This is a genomic window from Ohtaekwangia sp. (assembly GCF_036568665.1).
Lineage (GTDB): Bacteria > Bacteroidota > Bacteroidia > Cytophagales > Cyclobacteriaceae > Ohtaekwangia.
The window spans coordinates 1-19,651 of record NZ_DATCSD010000390.1 but is presented as its reverse complement, the minus strand read 5'-3'; the positions used below and the strand labels follow the sequence as shown (position 1 = coordinate 19,651).

Sequence of the window (19,651 nt, the reverse complement as noted above, 5' to 3'; positions counted from 1 at the left end):
GAGGACTTTTCAGGAAAAGTCACCACGAGCAGAACATTATGAGAAGGTATGCGAGAATCTAAATCAGAAGTAAATCCAATATAAATTTTATCATGCTCTACCGCATGAAGAACGTAAACACAAAATGACATACAACGGGATCGCTAGCTTTAACTGAATAATGACTAAAAACAGAAAAGCGATCTCTCGATCGCTTTTCTTTAGTAGCAGGGACAAGACTCGAACTTGTGTCCGCCTTCTGGCGGATATGAGCACAACGAGCTATTGGTTTAAAATTTCTTTACGAATAAAAAGCCTTCCTCTGTACGACTTCAATTCCTTTTCACGCTTTATAGCTTCGACTTTTGTAGAGAAAGATTCGGTATACACGAGCATCCACGGACGAAATTTGATCGTCCATCCTTTCTTTGACAGAACATTATGAGAAAGCAAACGAGCATCTAAATCAGAAGTAAATCCAATATAAATTTTATCATGCTCTACCGCATGAAGAACGTAAACACAAAATGACATACAACGGGATCGCTAGCTTTAACTGAAGAATGACTAAAAACAAAAAAGCGATCTCTCGATCGCTTTTCTTTAGTAGCGGGGACAAGACTCGAACTTGTGACCTTTGGGTTATGAGCCCAACGAGCTACCAACTGCTCCACCCCGCGGTATGGTTTCGACTTGATTTTTGTTGCCTTTCCTCAAATCGTTTGCAAAAGTAGACCGCTCACATTTAAAAAACAAGTTACCTTTGTAAAATCATTTATGGAATCATCATCTTTTAAAGCTGGGTTTGTGAGCATCGTTGGTAAACCCAACGTGGGCAAATCATCTCTCATGAATAAATTAATGGGAGAAAATCTCTCCATTATCTCTGCGAAAGCGCAAACTACGCGTCATCGCATCATGGGAATTTTGAATGGTGACGATTTCCAGATAGTTTATTCGGATACTCCTGGTATTCTCGAACCAAAATATTCTTTACATGAAGCCATGATGAGCTATGTAAAGGTTTCAATGGAAGATGCCGATGCTATTTTATTAGTAGTAGCACTCGAAGATGCATACGAGCCAGAGTTATTTGAGCGATTTCAAAAAATACAAACACCTATTCTGCTTGTCATCAATAAGATCGATCTTGGTAAAGGCACGCAGGTAGAAGATAAAATTACCTATTGGAAACAATCGCTCCCTACTATTCGCGAAATAGTAACGGTCTCGGCTAAAACCGGAGCACATGTGGGAGACCTGCTTCCTAAACTTCTCTCGCTTATGCCGAATCATCCTCCTTATTTTCCGCAGGATGAATTTACCGATCGCACCGAGCGCTTCTTTGCTTCTGAAATTATTCGCGAAAAAATTTTTTTGAACTACGAACAGGAGATTCCTTATAGCGCAGAAGTATCGATACAGGCATTTAAAGAAGAAGCCGATATCATTCGCATCAGTGCCGTGATCTATGTAGAGCGTGATTCACAAAAAGGTATTGTGATTGGAAAAGGCGGAAGCTCTTTAAAAAAAGTGGGTATGGAAGCGAGAAGGGATATGGAATCTTTCTTCGGTAAAAAAATATTTCTGGAGACGCACGTGAAGGTGGCTGATAACTGGAGAAAAGAAAAATTCAAGTTGAGACAATTCGGGTATCTCGAATAATTATATACTTATATATAGTAGCGATCAATGAGATCGTAAAACAGAAAAATCGTCAATTGAACATTTGAAATGGCAAACATTGTAGCAATAGTAGGCAGGCCCAACGTTGGTAAATCTACATTCTTTAATCGCCTCATAGAAAAGCGTCAGGCTATCATGGACAATGAACCGGGCGTTACCCGCGATCGTCACTATGGCTATGCGGAATGGTGTGGCAAATATTTCACGGTGATTGATACCGGGGGGTATGCCACCGGTTCGGAAGACAAGTTCGAATCGGAAATACGCAAGCAGGTAAAGCTGGCGATCGATGAAGCATCGGCTGTAATTTTTATGGTTGACTGTCGCGATGGATTAACTGGCTTTGATAAAGAGTTTGCCAATGTTCTGCGCACATCCAAGAAGCCTATATTTATAGCCGCCAATAAAGCTGACACTCCCGATAAAGCTATACTGGCAACAGAATTTTATGAGCTTGGTATGGACGGTGAGATTTTTCCGATCTCTGCCGAGAATGGTGGGGGTACGGGGGAGCTACTGGACGAACTGATCAAAACATTCCCTAGCGAAGGCGTTGAAGACCCAGATGCCGGTATACCTCGCATCGCTATATTAGGAAGACCGAATGTAGGGAAGTCGTCATTGCTAAATGCATTGTTAGGAACTGACAGAAGTATAGTAACGGATGAAGCCGGCACAACACGCGATGCTATTCATTCATACTATAAAATGTATGGCAAGAATTTTATACTCATCGATACTGCCGGTGTTAGAAAGAAAGGTAAAGTAAAAGACGATATTGAATTTTACTCAGTGCTTCGTTCGCTGCGTGCACTCGAAGAGAGCGATGTATGTATAATAGTGATCGATGCCGAGCGTGGTATGGAATCGCAGGATGTGAACCTCATCAGTCTCGCACAACGGCAGGGCAAGGGTATGGTGATTATGGTAAACAAGTGGGATCTTGTTGAAAAAGATTCCAAGACGGCCGATAAGTTCAAGAAAGATATACTCGAGAAGCTTGCTCCGATCGATTATATACCGATCATTTTTGTTTCGGTACTTAACAAGCAACGTATATTCCAGGTAATGGAGAAAGCGGTAGAGGTATTCGATAACAAAACCAAGAAGATACCTACTTCCAAGTTGAACGACACGCTATTGAGAGAGATCGAGCGTTATCCTCCGCCTTCTATGAAAGGCAAGTTGATACAGATAAAGTATATCACACAGGTAAATGCCAGGTTTCCATCGTTTGCATTCTTCTGTAATTTACCACAGTATATTCAGGAGTCATATCAACGCTTCCTCGAGAATAAGATCCGTGAGCATTTTGACTTTCAAGGTGTACCCGTAAGGTTGATATTCCGCAAAAAATAGACTTTTAAAGAATAATTTTTATTACCCGCTTGATTCCGTGTGATATAATCGTACTATATTTGCGGTAAATTTTTTAAAACCTGTAAACTATGAAAAAACTGATCGCATTAGTAGCTGTTTGTGGCTTTGCTATCGCTTTCGCTGCTTGTGGCAAGAAAGCTGAACCTGCTGCTGAAGCTGTAGATTCTGCTGCTGTTGAAACTCCAGCTCCTGCTGTTGTTGATTCTGCTGCTTCTACTGACACAACTGCAGTAAAGACTGATTCAACAGCTCACTAGTCAATCCCTAAAGGATTGATTTCTGGAAGGCTTTAGATGACTAAAGCCTTTTTTATTTTCTATGAAGGCCGACAAAGTATTAGAAATATTACGATTGCATATACCGGCTGATGCCGTTGCATATTGCTTTGATCTGTGGAAGTCGAGCCCCTTTACACTTAAACTTACCAGGAGCCGCCAGACTAAAGTTGGCGACTTCACCAGCCGCAGAACCAAGAGTCATCCGCAGATTACACTTAATCACGATCTCAATCCTTATCTCTTCCTTACCACCTATATACATGAGGTGGCACACTTAAAGGTATATCTGCAATTTGGTTCCCGTGTTGACCCGCATGGTGAAGAATGGAAGACCACATTCACTGAATTATTAGTTCCTTTACTTTGGGAAAATGTTTTTCCGGAAGAAATCTTACATGAGCTGCGCAGGCACATGATCAACCCCAAAGCCAGTTCATTTGCTGATACCGCCTTAACACAGGCTTTCCGGAAGTTTGATAAGAACGCTCATCAGTTTGCTATACTATCAGATATACCGGAGGGCAGCATCTTTAAACTTCAAGGTCGGTACTTCAAGAAAGGAAAGCTTCGCAGAACACGGGTACTTTGCCGCGAGCTACAATCCAAACGCGATTACCTGGTGCCAGCCGATGCACAGGTAAGTGATGTTCAGTTCAGTCTTCTCTGAATAAAGCCGCTTACCAATTCATAGAATGTAGAAGGCTTCATTGTTCTCCAGTTGTCGATCTGTAATGTACCACCCATGTTCATATACTGATCGAGGCGATACCTGCTAAACTCACGCTGCACAAAGTCGGGAAAATTTACTGCGGCAATCCAGCCATCTTCAATCTCCTCAAACCATTCTTCATAGTAGCTATCGTCTGAACCATGAAAGTTCATGATGTTCTCGCCTATCAGTATAAATTTATTGATGCCCTCTTCCATCAGGAGTTCCAACACATTTCGCTTTAACGTCATAATGTCGTTATTCAATGTGTCGTTCCATTCGCCAATGAATTCTATTACCACATAGCCAGCATCATAGTCGGCATAGAGTATTTTGATATATAGTGTTTCCGAACCGATGGAATCCCAGGCGGGATCTATATAGTATCCGTAGATGGTTTCAGAGTATATATCGTGATTATATTCCTTGCCATAGAAAGGCGAGCGATCATCGGCTGATGAGTCGTAATACTTTTGCCAGTTATAGTATGGTTCTATATTGTGCACCTGAAATATGCTATATATAGGCTACAGTAAAAAATCGGTCCAGCGCAGATTGATCTTATATTATTTCCGGAATGCGTCTACGGCATTTCGAACAGAGCCGTGAGTCTTCAGCAATTGTTCTGCTTCGGCAGCGGATATATGCAACTCATCCATAATCATGCGCGTGCCACGATCTACCAGTTTCTTATTGGTGAGCTGCATATCTACCATTTTATTTCCTTTAACATGACCAAGCTTAATCATTACGGAAGTAGATATCATGTTCAGTACAAGCTTCTGTGCAGTACCAGCCTTCATGCGCGTGCTGCCGGTAACAAACTCGGGACCGACCACTACTTCAACCGGGTAATCGGCTTCAGCAGCAACGGCCGAACCGGAATTACATACTATACAGCCGGTAGCGACACCGTTGGCTCGCGCATCTTTCAATCCACCTATAACATAGGGCGTTCTTCCAGAGGCTGCAATACCGATCAATACATCCTGCTGATTGATGAGATGTTCTTCCAGATCTTTCCATGCCTGTGCGGCATCATCTTCTGCATTCTCTACCGCCTTGCGTATAGCGGTATCTCCGCCAGCAATAAGTCCGATCACTTTTCCATGGGGCATACCATAAGTAGGCGGAATCTCCGAAGCATCTACTACACCTAACCGGCCGCTGGTGCCGGCGCCTATATAAAACAATCTTCCACCACCACGCATCTTCTCGACAATGATGTTTACCAGTGCTTCAATATTCGGTATAACTTTTTCGATGGCGAGCGGAACAGTCTTGTCTTCCTTATTGATGTTGGTCAACAATTCGCGCACGCTCATCGATTCGAGATGATCGTAGTGTGAAGATGATTCCGTTGTAGTCACCTAGTTTGAATCGTTCTGATGATAGAGTGTAAGCCCTGCTATAGGTCCTTCGAGAATATTCTTTACCGTAATGCCTTTATCGTTAGCCACCTGACGCAACACATCGCTGAAGTAGAATGCTATAGACCCGGTGAAATGTACTTTCAGGTTCTGATAGTTCTCATACTTCATCACATTGTTTTCGTAGAACTCTGCGAAGCTGCTATAGATAAGGTTATAGCAATACGGATCTTTGAGGTGTTGAAAAATAAAGCGGGTAAAGCTCGCGAGAAATGCACTCGGACGTTCCTGCTGATATACCTTCTCCAAAAACTCTTCACGTGTAAGCGGGAATCTCTCCTGAAATTGTTTTGCTACACTATCCGGCATCTTTTTGCGCAGATAGTCAACCAGAAATTTTTTACCAATATTAGCGCCCGATCCCTCATCGGCTAATATCCATCCGAGATTTGCTACGTTATCGGTAATTTTCTTTCCATCGTAGAGGCAGGAGTTAGAACCTGTACCCATAATGCAGGCTATACCTGGTTCATGACCGCAGAGTGCGCGGGCAGCCGCCAGTAAATCCCAACCAATCTCGATCTGTGCTTCAGGAAAAAATTCAAGGAATGCACTCTTGATTGTTAACTGATTCTTAACAGAAGAAACACCGGCACCATAGAAGAAAATCTTATTTACCTGATCGTGAATTTTCGGTAACAATATCTCCTGGACATTCTTCTTCAGGTCATCGATAGGCTGATAGTATGGATTGAATCCCGGAGCACTGGCCTGGCCAATTGTTCCATCTTTCTGAATGAATCTCCAATCTGTTTTGGAGCCTCCGCTGTCTGCTATAAGAATCATCGTATGTGCCGCTGGTTATTCGCGAATTTAACTTGTTTAAAAACGGTTTACAATTTCAATGGCGGCAAAACTAAAATAGTAAACAACAACTTAAAACAAACTTTACAGATGTGTCCGTGTGTCGTGATAAATTTTCAATTCTTTTAATTCGTCAGCCTTCCGATTACTGTAAATCTATCAAAAACCTTTTCCGTATGTGGTGCATCTTTCAACTCATCGGTCAGATCCTGACCAGCCCAATGCTCGTAATGTTTACCCTCGCGCCATAGTCGCGAACGCGTTACATCATAGATCAGCCCCAGGTATGCCACCCATACTTCAGGTTTATCCTGACCGTTGCGTAAAGCCAGTTGTGCTTTGGTATAGCCCGGAAGATTTTGGTGCTCGCTCACTTGCCGGATGTTACTTTACTATAATCTTTCAGAATGGTAGTAAGAAAATTTTCGAACGTCATGTCCGTCTCAATCGACAGCATACTCTTGATCTTCTCGGTGATGCGCATTACCGGCTGAATGTTATCGTACTTCCTATATACTTCCAGCGCCTGCTGAATGAGTTCAACATCGCGATCGGACAACCGCGCCACTTCCGGAAACAGTGGTACGTAATCATCTTCCGTTAGCGTAAATACTTCGCTTGCAGTTACAGCCTGTTGAGGCACTAGCTTTACCACCGTTGTGCCCGCAGCTATATCTCCCAGTCGCTGACCTTTGTTATTTAACGCTATAGTAATAATGGCTACCATGCCCGACATAGCCTGCACTTCGATAATACGCAGCAGCCAGCGCATAAGAAAATTACCAACCGTAGCCGGTGTCCCGTCAATGCGTACAACTTTGATTTTCATCTGTCGCTTGCCAGGACTTTGTCCGCCCATAAAAATTTCGAACAGTAAATGATACAGGGTATACGGAATAGCCAGCACGGAAATAACCAGACCTATAGAGTCTATATTTAGCTCTGCCATAATATAACCGGCCAGAAACAAATAGGCTACAACGATTACGAGATCAATGAGTGCGGCTACAATACGATCGCCCAGGCTCGCCACCGGATATTGTATAAAAACATTTTGCGTGGTACGTACACTTACAGTTTGCATCAGCATGAAAATTCGATAACTTTTCCGTCCTAAAGATATTACAAATCAACTTTGCCTATGCGTGCCTGTACCTTTACTGTGTTAATTGTTTTAGCAATCGCTTCCGCCTGCAGTACTTCCGAAAAAAAGAAGGACTACGCTTCACTACCGGATGAACAACTGCACAAAATAGCGGACTCGCTTGCGCAGGCATACATCATTACCGATGGTCACGTTGATCTGCCTTACCGGTTAAAAGTAAAGAACTTCCGGCTCGACCGCGAGTATTTGGGTATACCGGTAGAAACCAAAGAAGGCGACTTCGATTTTGTGCGCGCTAAAAAAGGCGGGCTCGATGCACCTTTCATGTCGATCTATATTCCTTCACGATACCAACAGCAGGCAGACATGGGTAAAGCGCTTGCCGATTCGCTCATTAACATGATCCGCTTCATCGCCGATTCTATTCCCGATAAATTTGCGCTGGCAGGTTCTCCCGATGAGATCATTGCCAATACAAAAGCGGGTAAAATATCGCTGCCGATGGGAATGGAAAATGGCGCCCCTATAGGAAATGATCTGGCCAACGTAAAGTATTTCTACGATCGCGGCATCCGCTATATTACCTTAACCCATGGCAAAGACAACCAGATATGCGATTCGTCTTACGATACACTCAACACCTCTAATGGTTTAAGTCCTTTCGGAGAAAAAGTAGTTGCCGAAATGAATCGTGTAGGCATCATGGTAGATATATCGCACGTGTCTGACAGTACATTTTATGATGTAATGAAACTTGCCAAAGCTCCCTGCATTGCTTCACACTCTTCGTGCCGATATTATACACCCGGCTTTCAGCGCAATATGAATGACGACATGATCAAGGCACTGGCGAAGAATGGTGGTGTTATACAGATCAACTTCGGAGCTTCTTTCCTCGATTCGGTTGCCAGACGAAACGATGCGTTACGCGATTCGCTGGAGAAAATACTGCAGGAGAAAAAATTAACTTCTGCCGATGCTGATGCACAGCCCATCATCGATCAGTTTGCTCGCGATCATAAAGAACTCTTTTCGGATGTAGAACGCGTAGCCGATCATATAGACCATGTGGTAAAGCTGGTGGGTATAGACCACGTAGGTATAGGCTCCGATTATGATGGGGTAGGCGATAGTTTACCTGCAGGGTTGAAAGATGTATCGCAGTACCCGAACCTGATCTATGTTTTACTGAAACGCGGTTACTCGCCTGCGGATATAGAAAAAATCTGCAGCGGAAATGTATTCCGTGTATGGAATCAGGTAATTGCTGTTGCAGGTCATTGAAAAATATTATGCATTTTGCCTCCGGGTTATACCGGAGGTAAAAGGTATCACTCCGGTATCAACGAAGATTTTGTGAGAGAAGCTGCATTTGTAAAAAGGAATCAGGCACGGTGGCAGGAGTTTGAACAAACGCTAACTGTTCCTCAAAAGATAAAGCCCGATAAGCTTGCTGAGATCTTTATCCAGATCACAGACGATCTTTCCTTTGCGCGCACGCAATACCCGGATAGCCGTGTAACGCAATACCTCAACAACCTTGCTTCCAAAATTCACCTGGAGATCTACAAGAACAAACGCGAAGACAAAAACCGGTTTGTTACTTTCTGGACGTTGGAAGTACCGCAGATCATGTACGAATCGCGCAGGCATCTGCTATACGCGTTCACCATCTTTATAGTGGCCGGACTGATGGGCGTTGTGTCTACGCTATACGATGATACATTTGTGCGCCTTATACTCGGTGATGGCTATGTAAACATGACGCTGGAAAATATACGAAAGGGAAATCCCACCGCTATATATGAAGGCGACAATGAAGTGAGCATGTTCTTTCGCATTACATTCAACAACATTATGGTGTCGTTCAACACCTTTGTTTTTGGCGCTATATCCTCGCTGTTAACCGGAGGTTTTCTTTTTTACAATGGATTAATGGTGGGTGCATTCCTCACGTTCTTTTATACCGAAGGTCAGCTGGCACAGGGTGCACCGGTAATTATGCTGCACGGCACTATTGAACTCTCGTCTATTGTTATAGCAGGGGCTGCCGGTTTCGTGATGGGCAACAGCATATTATTTCCCGGTACATATTCACGATTGGAGTCATTCAAACGCGGAGCTCTCAAGGGACTTAAAATGGTATTGGGCCTGGTTCCGTTCTTTATACTGGCAGGATTTATCGAATCGTTTATAACGCGCTATGGTTTTATGCACTGGAGCGTGAAGACCGCGATCATCGCTATATCTGCCTTTCTCATGATCTATTACTTTATAGTATACCCGCATCGGCTAGTGAAATATGGAAAATTTACACAACGTGATTGAATTTCAGCAAGCGCGCAACTTCAGTCAGAAGATGAGCGCTACCTTTGACTTTATCCGGCAGAACTTCAAGTCGTTTGCCAAGAGCATGCTGTTTATTGCCGGTCCACCGGTAATTCTCAGCAGTATATTTATAGGCGATATATTTAACCGCTTTATGGGGTTGAGCGTAGCGGCTTCTCAAAGCCAGTTCGGCAACAGCAGCGCACAACAGATGCAGGATTACTTTTCTTCTTCTACATTCTGGCTGCAGATACTCGGCATCATTCTCTTTGCATGGATTGGTGGCGTAATCACTATCGCTACTACGTATGCCTATATGCGCATCTATAGCGAAAAGAAAACAACCGCTATAGAAGTAAGCGAAGTGTGGGCACGCGTACGCCAAACGTTCTGGATGCACTTCGGTACGCTTACACTATATGTTATACTTATGATGGCCTTCTTTGTTATACTGGCTATACCTCTCGGTATAGTTATGGGTCTGGCCGGTGTAATAAGTCCATTCCTGGCAATTATTGGTGTGCTGGCGTTCTACCTGTTTGTATTTATGTTCAGTATAAATATGTCGCTCATCTTTATCATTCGCGAAGCTGAAAATATAGGTTTCTTCGATGCACTCACGCGGCTGTTTTATCTGATCAAAAATAAAATGTGGAGCACCTTTGGTATAGGCATTATCAATGTGCTTATCCAGTCTACTGTTTCCATGGTCTTTTTTCTTCCGTGGTATATCAGCTTTATTATTTCGCTGATGCATCGTACGAGTGGTGATGCCTTTGAAGAACCCAGTAGCATCATGACCACCGTTAACTCTATATTTCTGATACTATATTTTGTGTGTAATACATTACTATACTCATTACCAATGATAGCCCTGGCGTTTCAATATTACAACCTGGTTGAGTTGAAAGAATCACGAGGATTGCTTAGTAATATCGAAAGCTTCGGAGAAAGCACAGCTCAACCACAAAACGATGAGCATTACTAGGCTTCTGCTGGTCGGTATATTTCTTTGCTATACCAGTGTTGCGTTCTCGCAAGAGCCGCAGCCTGTAAGCCCTATGCTTGATACTCTTTTGTCAGAAGAGAACGAAGAGGAAGCCCTTCCGGAAGTTACCCTGCCGGCCGACAGCTCGGTAGTGGATGTACGCGCGGTAGATGAAAACAAGCTGAACGAAATGCGCGAAGATCCGGATATGCAATATGGCAAAGATAGTCCGGCTATTGTGAGTATATGGGATCGCATTAAGATGTGGCTGATATCTGCCTTAAGCTGGTTGTTTTACCTGGGCAACTCTACCAACTGGGGAAATATAATTGTAGGTATAATTGCCGTAGCGGTGCTGATCTATGTTATACTTCGCCTGCTAAAGATCGATGCATTGAAAGTGTTTTATGGCAAGGCTGATAAAACTGCATTGGCGCACGAGGTGATTGAAGAGAACATTCATGAGATGGACTTCGATAAATTGATACAGGAAGCACTCGCACGAAATGAATACAGGCTGGCTATACGCTTGCTGTTTCTGCAAGGACTTAAACTGCTGGCCGATCATCATCACATAACCTGGGAACCCGGAAAAACCAATCACGATTACCTGAACGAGCTCACAGCAAAAGAACTGAAGACTGGTTTCAACGAATTGAATTTTTACTTTGAGTATGCGTGGTATGGTAACTTTGTTATAACGGACGAGCTGTATGGGCGTGTGACTGCTATTTTTAACAACTGGAAAACCAATATCCGTTGAAGAAGGACTGGAAATATATAGTATACATTGCTGCTGCGATATTGGTTTACCTCGTCTTTTCGCTGATGGCTCCGCGTCAGCTCGATTGGCGTATTACGTTCCATCGCAGTCATAAAATTCCTTTCGGTGGTTATGCATTGAATGAGCTGATACACGATCTGTTTCCGGAGAAGCAAATCATGCAAAGCAACTATACCATCTATGAGTTGTACGATACGATCACAAAGCCGGTAAACTTTATAAGCATATCAACAGATTTCAGTCCACCAGATGATGATGTTCTTGCATTGTTAAAAAACGTCAGTAATGGTGGCAGTGCCTTTATCTCGGCACACAACTTCTACGGAAAATTTGCCGATACGCTGAAGATCTCATCGCAGGATTATTATTTTGAAGACGAGCATCGTCATTTCCTTACGGATAAAGAAGACTCCTCGCGGCTGCTGTTTACCAATACCAAATTACAGAACGCTGATATATACCGGTATCCACGAAAAAATATTCACGAGCGTTTTATACTCAGGTCAGACTCACTGCATGCAAAAACAGTAGCTGAAAATGATATACATCTTCCGGTAACTTTGATTATACCTTGGGGTAAAGGAAAAGTTATCGTGAACTGCACGCCCATGGCATTTACCAATGCATACCTGCTGCCCGAAAATAATAGTCGCTTTGCTGCCACTACATTATCATACCTGCCGGTAGATGATGTGGTGTGGACAGAGTATTACCACCTCGGCAGAATGGAAGCTCAAACGCCACTTCGTTTTATACTCAGCAACGAAGCACTGCGATGGGCATATTTTATAACGATACTTTCGCTGCTAGTCTTCATTATCTTTGAAGCTAAGCGCAAGCAACGCATTATACCGGTAATTAAACCACTTGGCAACACTACATTGGAATTTGTGCGCACCATTGGTAATCTATACTATCAACAAGGCGAACATAAAGATCTTGCCGAGAAAAAAATCAGTTACCTGTTCGATCAGATCAGAACCAAATACTGGCTCAGCACCAACAAGCTCGATGATAACTTTATAGTAGCGCTTTCCCGAAAATCCGGTAAACCGGAAGAGGATGTACGTGCCATGATCATGCTGATACGCCTGATACAATCGCAGCGAGATATAGCGGTTGACCGATTGATTGACCTGAATGAAAAAATAGAAAAATTCAATTCACACCTGTAACGCATAAAAGAAATACGCGCATGGCCCAGCCGTTGGCGCAACACAAACGAAGAGCACTATGGAAGAAAAAATTTTTGAAAACCGCGTAGACCTCAGCGCACTGAATCAAAGTGTACAACAGATACGCTCCGAGATTGCCAAGGTAATTGTAGGCCAGGAGCAGATGGTAAACCTCCTGATCACCGCTATATTGGCTGACGGACATGTTTTGATAGAAGGTGTGCCGGGCGTTGCCAAAACACTTACTGCTAAACTTCTTTCAAAAGTTATCTCGGTAAATTTCTCACGGATTCAATTTACACCCGATCTGATGCCTTCGGATGTTTTAGGTACATCGATCTTCAACATGAAGAAGTCGGAGTTTGAATTTAAAGCCGGCCCTATATTTTCCAACATCGTGTTGATCGATGAAATCAACCGCGCTCCTGCCAAAACGCAGGCCGCTCTTTTTGAAGTAATGGAAGAACGTCAGGTAACGATCGATGGCACTACGTATCCCTTCGAGCATCCCTATATGGTAGTGGCTACACAAAACCCGATTGAGCATGAAGGTACCTATAGATTGCCGGAAGCGCAGCTCGATCGTTTTCTCTTCAAGATAAGTGTAGTATATCCGGCACTCGAACAAGAGATCGAGATCATCGCTGGCCATCATCAACGCAAGGGCCACCAGGCAGTAGGCGAAGTAACCGCAGTGCTCTCGGCCGAGCAGATCAGAAATTATAGACTTGCTGTGCAACAGGTACACGTTGAGGCAAACCTGATCCGCTATATAGCGCAGATCATTCACGAAACACGAAACAATCCGGCACTTTTCCTCGGAGCTTCCCCTCGAGCATCGGTCGCTATACTAAACAGCGCCAAAGCATTTGCTGCCGTAAGTGGCCGCGACTTCGTAACACCGGAAGATGTAAAGTATGTAGCACTCCCGGTATTGCGCCATCGCATTGTGCTTACACCGGATAAAGAGATGGAAGGCGTTACTGCCGATGAAGTAGTTCAACAGATCATTGACAAAGTAGAAGTTCCGCGCTAGGTGAAACTGATTCGTGCCCTATATTTAAATAACCGGTTATTCGTTGCCATTGGCATCGTAGTGATCACTTTTATAGCCAGCTTTATACTGGATATACCGGTTATTGTTCCGAAAGTACTCTTCCTGGTATTGCTCGCCATTATACTCAGCGATGTTATACTCCTGTTCCGAACACGAAGAGGTGTATCGGGCACGCGCATCACTCCGGAGAAACTTTCGAATGGTGACGAGAATGAAATTCGCATACAGGTAGAAAACTTTTACGCCTTCAAAGCATCGCTGAATGTGATCGATGAAATTCCACATCAGTTTCAGAGACGCGATCTAAACTTTGCATTAGCTATACCTTCGGGTGAAATGAAAATAATCCGCTACTTTCTGCGGCCGGTTAAACGTGGCGAATATTCATTCGGTGCAGTAAATATATTTGTTTCTACCCCAATAGGATTTCTCTCGCGGAGATTCCGATACTCGGCCGATGCATTAGTGCCGGTATATCCATCGTATATACAAATGCGCAAGTATGAGTTGATGGCTATCTCGAACAGACTTACCGACATCGGCATTAAAAAGATCAGACGCATTGGTCATAACCAGGAGTTTGAACTCATCAAAGAGTATGTAAGTGGCGATGACATCCGCACCATCAACTGGAAGGCTACTGCGCGCAGAACCAACCTGATGGTAAATCATTTTCAGGATGAACGCTCCCAACAAGTATATAGTTTGATTGATAAAGGTCGCGTTATGCAGATGCCCTTCCAGGGAATGAGTTTGCTGGATTACGCTATCAATGCATCGCTGGTCATATCAAATATAGCCATCGAGAAATCAGACAAGGCGGGGCTCATTACTTTTCAGGATAAGATCGGCACCATGGTTCCGGCTAATCGAAGAAACAACCAGCTCTCGCATATTCTGGAAGTACTCTATAATCAGAAAACAGCATATCGTGAATCCGATTTTTCGTCACTGCATAATTTCATTCTCAGAAAAGTAAATCAGCGAAGCTTGCTGTTGTTGTTTACGAACTTTGAATCGATACATGGATTACATCGTCAATTGCCTTTTCTGAAAAGTCTCGCCAATCAACATTTGCTGGTAGTGATCTTTTTTGAGAACACCGAGATGCGAAGCATGTTGCACAATCCGGCCCACACATTACATGAAGTGTACTATAAAGCCGTTGCGGAAAAATTCAGTTACGATAAAAAGCTGATCGTAAAAGAACTTGCCAAACATGGTATACAAGCACTGCTTACAGCTCCGGAGAATTTAACCATAAATACCATTAATAAATACCTTGAATTGAAAGCGCGCGGTATGATTTAATGCGCTTCTCAGTTCTTTGTCCATTTTCAAATTTTAACTGTAAAAATCCTTCACTAACTGGTTACATATAGGCCCCTAACCAGGACTTAATATTCACTATTTTTATCTTCACAAAACTCTTGTCTATGCGGATCATCCTGGTATATCTTTTCTCCCTTGTATGTTTAACCGCTGTTCGGGCGCAGCAAAAAAATCAGGCGGTAAAATTTTCTTTTCCACGCACTGTCACCTCTGCCGATTATCATGCAGGGAAAGTTTTGGTGAAGATCAAGCCGCAATACAAGAGTCTGTTCCAGGAAGGCAGCAAAGCCAACGGCCGCGCTGCTATGCCGCTGGGCGCTAATGGTGTTGTATCACTTGCCCCTGCAGGAACTATAAAACGATCATCGGCACGCGTACAAGCGTATAAACCTGCTATCGACATTACACAGTATTTCGAACTCAGCTTTGATCCTTCAATTCCGGTAGAAGAGTATATCAATACACTTTATGCCAGTGGTTACGTAGAACTTGCCGAACCGGTATATACCGAACGCATGCAGTTTACACCGAATGATCCTTCCGCTTCAGTACAATATTATCTCTCGCGCATCAGAGCTATAGAAGCGTGGGACATTACGGAAGGAAGTGAAGATATGGTTATAGCCATTGTAGATTCCGGAGTAGATATAGATCATCCTGATCTGGCAAGTCAGTTATATAAAAACACAGCCGAACTCAACGGTACGGCTGGTGTAGACGATGATAACAACGGATATATAGATGATATTAACGGCTGGGATTTCTCCGGAGCGGACACATTGAATGCCCTGAATCCAAATTATGTTGGCGACAATGATCCCGCTATATATAAAGATGGCCCGGGCTTTACTCATGGAACGCAGGTGGGTGGCTGCGCCAGCGCTGCTACCAATAACGGAACAGGTATAGCAGGCATCGGTTTTAAAACCAAATTACTCTATACCAAGCACTATGCCGACAATCAAAAGACTTCTTCCAGAAGCTATAGCTCTAACCTGTATCTCGGTGTGTTATACGCAGCGCACAATGGTGCACGCATCATTAACTGTTCATGGGGATCGACCGTACGAAGCCAGGTATACCAGGATATAATAACGTATGTTACCCAAGACCTTGGTTGCCTGGTGGTGGCTGCTGCAGGCAACGATAATGCAGCGACAATGCTGTACCCGGCATCATACGATCATGTTCTTTCCGTTGCCGCATCTGATCAAAATGATGTTCGCGCAACATTTACCAACTATAACAGTGCCGTTGACCTAAGCGCTCCGGGAGTAAATATATATACCACTGCGTTTGACAATAATTACTATTCAACAGCCGGCACATCGTTCTCTTCGCCAATAACAGCAGGAGCTGCCGCGCTGGTATGGGCCTATCATCCGGAATATAGTGCCGAAGAGCTTGCCGAGCAGATGCGTGTATCAGCCGATGCGAGTTTTTACGATAACAACGCATCATACCTGAACAAACTTGGCAAAGGCAGGTTAGATATAGTGCAGGCACTTACATTGGAGTCGCCATCGATTCGTGCGCTCAGCTATAAATTATTAAATGATAAGGGCCAGCAGGCAGCTCCGGGAGAAAAAGGCTCGCTCATATTCGAGTTCAAAAATTTTCTACATGCAACCTCTTCTGGTCTTGAGATCAGTATATCTACAACATCGCCCTATATTTCTATTACCAAAAGCAGTATTACACCCGGTTCTATACCTTCTGGCGAAACCATGGTAAATACACTCACTCCTTTTGAATTAACCTTAAGTGCCAGCGTACCAGAAAATACCAAAGCCGATTTGCTCATTACGTATAGCGATGGCTCCTATCACGACACACAAACCTTCACGTTTGTGCCGAATCCTTCCTATAGAGATATAGATGATAACAAAATCACCACAACCATTTCCTCTTCGGGAAGATGGGGCTATGAAGATACCGAGAACTCAGCAGGAGGCAGCGGATTTGTATTCGATGGGCAATCGCTGTTATATGAGATGGGGTTGATCATGGGTAACTCTTCGTCATCTATATTGAATACAGTTCGTAACAACAACAATGGTTTCGATCAGGATTTTGTTACCGTCAGTCGCATGCAGGAGATTGTACCGGGTGAACGCTCATTCTCCGAGATATTTGGCACGTTCTCTAACTCCACCACCGCATCCGAGCAAAAGGTGAGTGTATCGTATCATACACTGGTGTGGCCCGATGCTCCATACGATCGTTTTATCATTGTAGAGTATAAAGTAAAAAACACACAAGCTACTGCACTCACCAATTTTCACTTTGCCATGTTTGCTGATTGGGACATCAGTTTGAATGGCGCACAGGATGCAGCACAATGGGATGCCTCCACACGGTTAGGCTATGTGTTCCCCAAGCAATCGTCTGATCTGCCGCATGCCGGTATACAGTTGCTTACGCCAGTAGGCAGTTACTATGCTATCGATAACGATCCATCGATAGCGGGCGGTGCATCGTTCGGTATATATGACGGCTTTAGCGATACTGAAAAATATACCGGTATATCTACCACGCGCGCGGCTGCGGGCACAGGTACTGGCGGGAATGATGTGAGCCACATTGTATCAGCTGGTCCTTATACCATTAATCCGAACGAAGAAGTAACGATCGCCTTTGCACTACACGCTGCAGAGAACTATGATGCTCTCATCAACTCTGCTAAATATGCTGACTCGGTATATAATTATACTTTAACAGCGCCTATGCCGGTAGTTGATACTATTCAGGCATGTTATGGCAGCAATGCCAAGCTAAAAGCAACAGGCGCTACAAAGTATAACTGGTATCGCGATTTTACCGGAGGTGAAGCCGTAGCGCAGGGAACACAACTCACGGTATCAAATGTTACCAACGATACAACACTTTATGTTTCCAACGCAGATCACTCGTACGAGAGTGTGCGTACACCTGCTCACATTATTGTGCAGGCACAGCCAACCATTCTCACCTCACGTTCACCCGAGCTTTGCGAAAAAGACACTGTTATACTTTCAGTAGAAGAAGCCAGCGAGTATGCCTGGAGCAATGGTGAGATAACGCAATCTATTAAAGTAGCGGAAGCAGGCACCTATAGTGTTATGGTAAAATATGATGATGGTACGCTGAACTGTGTATCAACTTCCGATGAAGTAGTGGTAACGGTTCGCCCGCGACCAACATCAGCTTTCTCGATCACCCTTACCTCCGGAGATTTTGTTGTAGGTGAATCTATTCAATTTACCGACAACAGTACCAATGCAGAATCATGGTATTGGAATTTTGGTGATGGATCGAACAGCATAGAACAAAGTCCGGTATATGCTTACGAATCCAGCAACACTTTCCATGTATCACTTACAGTAACTGCCACCAACGGATGCCAGGATACTTCTGTAAAAGATATATCGGTAATTACAGGAATTGAAAAAGATCTCGATCGTTTTGTTACAGTATATCCTATACCTACTACTCAACGAGAACTTACCGTTGTTGTAGACGGGCTGAAAGCCAAGACTCTCCGCTTATCGCTGCTTACTGCAGAGGGGACAAGTTTGTATAGCGAAAGCTTTACCGATATACACGACTCCTTCAGTCACACATTGAATACATCAAACTATTCGGCAGGTATATATTTTCTTGCAACACAACTGGATGGACGCATGGTGGTAAAGAAAGTTGCTATCGCCAAATAGACATTATATAGTTTTCAGTCATTCCAGTAGTCAACCGGCACCAAACAAAAAATCCTTGCGCTTTTCAGCACAAGGATTTTTAGTATATACTCAGAAGCACTACACTACTCCTGGCAATCCACTCTTGATTAATCTTCAAATATACCTCCGAGCAGTGAGCTGGATTCTTTTGCACTGTTGCGTCCGTATGGAGCAAGTGCCTGTACCAGTTTGCGAATAGGCATAGATTGCAGATATACTTTACCGGTGCCTCGCAGCGTAGCCAGAAATATACCTTCACCACCAAACACCATCGAGCGAAGACTTCCGGAAGTCTGCACATCAAAATCGATCTGCGATTCGAATGCTACAACGCAACCCGTATCTACACGCAGTGTTTCATTGTTCAACGTGCGTTCAATCACCGTTCCACCAGCATGCACAAAGGCTTTACCATTACCATGCAATTTTTGAAGTATAAATCCTTCGCCACCAACAAGACCAGAGCCAAGCTTGCGATTAAACGTGATGGATACTTTTGTTCCGAGTGCTGCACAAAGAAATCCATCTTTCTGCACGATCAATTCATTGTTCGGGCTATGCGCGAGATCGATCGGTATAACAGTGCCCGGATACGGTGCCGAGAATCCTACTTTTGCCTTACGGCCCCCGCGATTGGTAAAGTGCGTCATAAAAAGAGATTCACCGGTAAGTATGCGCGAACCAGCCGAAAGAAGTTTATCGAACAAGCCTTGTCCTGGATTAGCGCCATCACCCATCTTGGCTTCGAAGGTTATACCATCTTCCATAAACAGCATGGCACCCGCTTCGGCAATAACGGTTTCGTTCGGATCGAGCTCTACTTCTACGATCTGAATACTTTCACCTTTAATCTGATAGTCAATTTCGTGTGATGAGGTCATGTATATATTATTTTTTATA

20 protein-coding genes and 1 tRNA gene are annotated in these 19,651 nt (G+C 43.7%); 12 read left to right on the top strand and 9 right to left on the bottom strand.

Translation table 11 applies throughout. The features are described from left to right. The 3 genes from VIN08_RS23055 to VIN08_RS23045 all read right to left on the bottom strand — a co-directional run. Positions 1-131 (bottom strand): GIY-YIG nuclease family protein (locus VIN08_RS23055; RefSeq protein WP_331970411.1); only part of this gene is annotated, 131 nt, incomplete at its 3' end. Positions 132-261: 130 nt separating this feature from the next. Then, positions 262-513, bottom strand: coding sequence for a GIY-YIG nuclease family protein (locus tag VIN08_RS23050; protein ID WP_331970405.1), 252 nt, complete (start codon positions 511-513; stop codon positions 262-264). A 73-nt stretch (positions 514-586) separates the two neighbouring features. Beyond that, a tRNA-Met gene (locus VIN08_RS23045) sits at positions 587-659 on the bottom strand. Between the two features lie 97 nt (positions 660-756). Here VIN08_RS23045 and era point away from each other — a divergent pair. The 4 genes from era to VIN08_RS23025 all read left to right on the top strand — a co-directional run bounded on the left by era (position 757) and on the right by VIN08_RS23025 (position 3,990). Further along, positions 757-1,644: a GTPase Era gene (gene era / locus VIN08_RS23040; protein ID WP_331970403.1), complete on the top strand. Its 888-nt coding sequence runs from the start codon at positions 757-759 to the stop codon at positions 1,642-1,644. Between the two features lie 69 nt (positions 1,645-1,713). Beyond that, positions 1,714-3,024, top strand: coding sequence for a ribosome biogenesis GTPase Der (gene der, locus VIN08_RS23035; protein ID WP_331970400.1), 1,311 nt, complete (start codon positions 1,714-1,716; stop codon positions 3,022-3,024). Positions 3,025-3,113: 89 nt separating this feature from the next. Beyond that, positions 3,114-3,302, top strand: a complete 189-nt coding sequence (locus VIN08_RS23030; RefSeq protein WP_331970397.1) for a hypothetical protein — start codon at positions 3,114-3,116, stop codon at positions 3,300-3,302. A gap of 61 nt (positions 3,303-3,363) precedes the next feature. After that, the gene (locus VIN08_RS23025; protein WP_331970394.1) at positions 3,364-3,990 is read left to right on the top strand and encodes a SprT-like domain-containing protein; all 627 of its coding nucleotides are present in this window, start codon (positions 3,364-3,366) and stop codon (positions 3,988-3,990) included. Here the strand turns inward: VIN08_RS23025 and VIN08_RS23020 are convergent. The 5 genes from VIN08_RS23020 to VIN08_RS23000 all read right to left on the bottom strand — a co-directional run bounded on the left by VIN08_RS23020 (position 3,972) and on the right by VIN08_RS23000 (position 7,350). Continuing rightward, complete coding sequence (locus tag VIN08_RS23020) at positions 3,972-4,538, bottom strand: hypothetical protein (protein WP_331970391.1); 567 nt, start codon at positions 4,536-4,538, stop codon at positions 3,972-3,974. The genes VIN08_RS23025 and VIN08_RS23020 overlap by 19 nt on opposite strands. Positions 4,539-4,598: 60 nt before the next feature. Continuing rightward, positions 4,599-5,402, bottom strand: a complete 804-nt coding sequence (murQ, locus tag VIN08_RS23015; protein WP_331970388.1) for an N-acetylmuramic acid 6-phosphate etherase — start codon at positions 5,400-5,402, stop codon at positions 4,599-4,601. Further along, positions 5,403-6,248, bottom strand: coding sequence for an N-acetylglucosamine kinase (locus tag VIN08_RS23010; RefSeq protein ID WP_331970386.1), 846 nt, complete (start codon positions 6,246-6,248; stop codon positions 5,403-5,405). A 143-nt stretch (positions 6,249-6,391) separates the two neighbouring features. After that, positions 6,392-6,640 (bottom strand): cytochrome b5 domain-containing protein, encoded by a 249-nt coding sequence (locus VIN08_RS23005; RefSeq protein WP_331970383.1) that lies wholly within the window; start codon positions 6,638-6,640, stop codon positions 6,392-6,394. Continuing rightward, complete coding sequence (locus VIN08_RS23000) at positions 6,637-7,350, bottom strand: RDD family protein (RefSeq protein ID WP_331970381.1); 714 nt, start codon at positions 7,348-7,350, stop codon at positions 6,637-6,639. The genes VIN08_RS23005 and VIN08_RS23000 overlap by 4 nt, the downstream gene beginning before the upstream one ends. A 57-nt stretch (positions 7,351-7,407) precedes the next feature. Here VIN08_RS23000 and VIN08_RS22995 point away from each other — a divergent pair, with 57 nt between their 5' ends. The 8 genes from VIN08_RS22995 (at position 7,408) to VIN08_RS22960 (ending at position 18,730) form a co-directional block, all read left to right on the top strand. Further along, the gene (locus tag VIN08_RS22995; RefSeq protein ID WP_331970378.1) at positions 7,408-8,655 is read left to right on the top strand and encodes a dipeptidase; all 1,248 of its coding nucleotides are present in this window, start codon (positions 7,408-7,410) and stop codon (positions 8,653-8,655) included. Positions 8,656-8,670: 15 nt separating this feature from the next. After that, a complete protein-coding gene (locus VIN08_RS22990) occupies positions 8,671-9,699 on the top strand; it encodes a stage II sporulation protein M (protein WP_331970375.1) in 1,029 nt (342 codons plus the stop codon). Continuing rightward, a complete protein-coding gene (locus VIN08_RS22985; protein ID WP_331970372.1) occupies positions 9,674-10,687 on the top strand; it encodes a hypothetical protein in 1,014 nt (337 codons plus the stop codon). Before VIN08_RS22990 ends, VIN08_RS22985 begins: the two co-directional genes overlap by 26 nt. Next, positions 10,674-11,450, top strand: a complete 777-nt coding sequence (locus VIN08_RS22980; RefSeq protein WP_331970369.1) for a DUF4129 domain-containing protein — start codon at positions 10,674-10,676, stop codon at positions 11,448-11,450. The genes VIN08_RS22985 and VIN08_RS22980 overlap by 14 nt, the downstream gene beginning before the upstream one ends. Further along, positions 11,447-12,646, top strand: coding sequence for a DUF4350 domain-containing protein (locus VIN08_RS22975; RefSeq protein ID WP_331970366.1), 1,200 nt, complete (start codon positions 11,447-11,449; stop codon positions 12,644-12,646). Before VIN08_RS22980 ends, VIN08_RS22975 begins: the two co-directional genes overlap by 4 nt. Positions 12,647-12,704: 58 nt before the next feature. Continuing rightward, positions 12,705-13,682 carry a MoxR family ATPase gene (locus VIN08_RS22970; protein ID WP_331970363.1) on the top strand — a complete coding sequence of 326 codons (978 nt, stop codon included), beginning with the start codon at positions 12,705-12,707 and terminating at the stop codon, positions 13,680-13,682. After that, positions 13,683-15,014 carry a DUF58 domain-containing protein gene (locus tag VIN08_RS22965; protein ID WP_331970360.1) on the top strand — a complete coding sequence of 444 codons (1,332 nt, stop codon included), beginning with the start codon at positions 13,683-13,685 and terminating at the stop codon, positions 15,012-15,014. 125 nt (positions 15,015-15,139) lie between these two features. Continuing rightward, positions 15,140-18,730 (top strand): S8 family serine peptidase, encoded by a 3,591-nt coding sequence (locus tag VIN08_RS22960; RefSeq protein ID WP_331970357.1) that lies wholly within the window; start codon positions 15,140-15,142, stop codon positions 18,728-18,730. 128 nt (positions 18,731-18,858) lie between these two features. On the opposite strand, the gene VIN08_RS22955 is transcribed toward VIN08_RS22960, so the two are convergent. Further along, positions 18,859-19,632 carry a TIGR00266 family protein gene (locus tag VIN08_RS22955; protein WP_331970408.1) on the bottom strand — a complete coding sequence of 258 codons (774 nt, stop codon included), beginning with the start codon at positions 19,630-19,632 and terminating at the stop codon, positions 18,859-18,861. Between the last annotated feature and the right edge of the window lie 19 nt (positions 19,633-19,651).

Excerpts from the sequence above, each read along its gene's own strand:
- VIN08_RS22985 (WP_331970372.1), top strand. The coding sequence starts at position 9,674 with ATGGAAAATTTACACAACGTGATTGAATTTCAGCAAGCGCGCAACTTC.
- VIN08_RS23025 (WP_331970394.1), top strand. The coding sequence starts at position 3,364 with ATGAAGGCCGACAAAGTATTAGAAATATTACGATTGCATATACCGGCT.
- VIN08_RS22955 (WP_331970408.1), bottom strand. The coding sequence starts at position 19,632 with ATGACCTCATCACACGAAATTGACTATCAGATTAAAGGTGAAAGTATT.
- der (WP_331970400.1), top strand. The coding sequence starts at position 1,714 with ATGGCAAACATTGTAGCAATAGTAGGCAGGCCCAACGTTGGTAAATCT.
- VIN08_RS22995 (WP_331970378.1), top strand. The coding sequence starts at position 7,408 with ATGCGTGCCTGTACCTTTACTGTGTTAATTGTTTTAGCAATCGCTTCC.
- VIN08_RS22960 (WP_331970357.1), top strand. The coding sequence starts at position 15,140 with ATGCGGATCATCCTGGTATATCTTTTCTCCCTTGTATGTTTAACCGCT.
- VIN08_RS23030 (WP_331970397.1), top strand. The coding sequence starts at position 3,114 with ATGAAAAAACTGATCGCATTAGTAGCTGTTTGTGGCTTTGCTATCGCT.
- VIN08_RS22980 (WP_331970369.1), top strand. The coding sequence starts at position 10,674 with ATGAGCATTACTAGGCTTCTGCTGGTCGGTATATTTCTTTGCTATACC.
- VIN08_RS23050 (WP_331970405.1), bottom strand. The coding sequence starts at position 513 with ATGTCATTTTGTGTTTACGTTCTTCATGCGGTAGAGCATGATAAAATT.
- VIN08_RS23010 (WP_331970386.1), bottom strand. The coding sequence starts at position 6,248 with ATGATTCTTATAGCAGACAGCGGAGGCTCCAAAACAGATTGGAGATTC.
- VIN08_RS23000 (WP_331970381.1), bottom strand. The coding sequence starts at position 7,350 with ATGCAAACTGTAAGTGTACGTACCACGCAAAATGTTTTTATACAATAT.
- era (WP_331970403.1), top strand. The coding sequence starts at position 757 with ATGGAATCATCATCTTTTAAAGCTGGGTTTGTGAGCATCGTTGGTAAA.
- VIN08_RS22970 (WP_331970363.1), top strand. The coding sequence starts at position 12,705 with ATGGAAGAAAAAATTTTTGAAAACCGCGTAGACCTCAGCGCACTGAAT.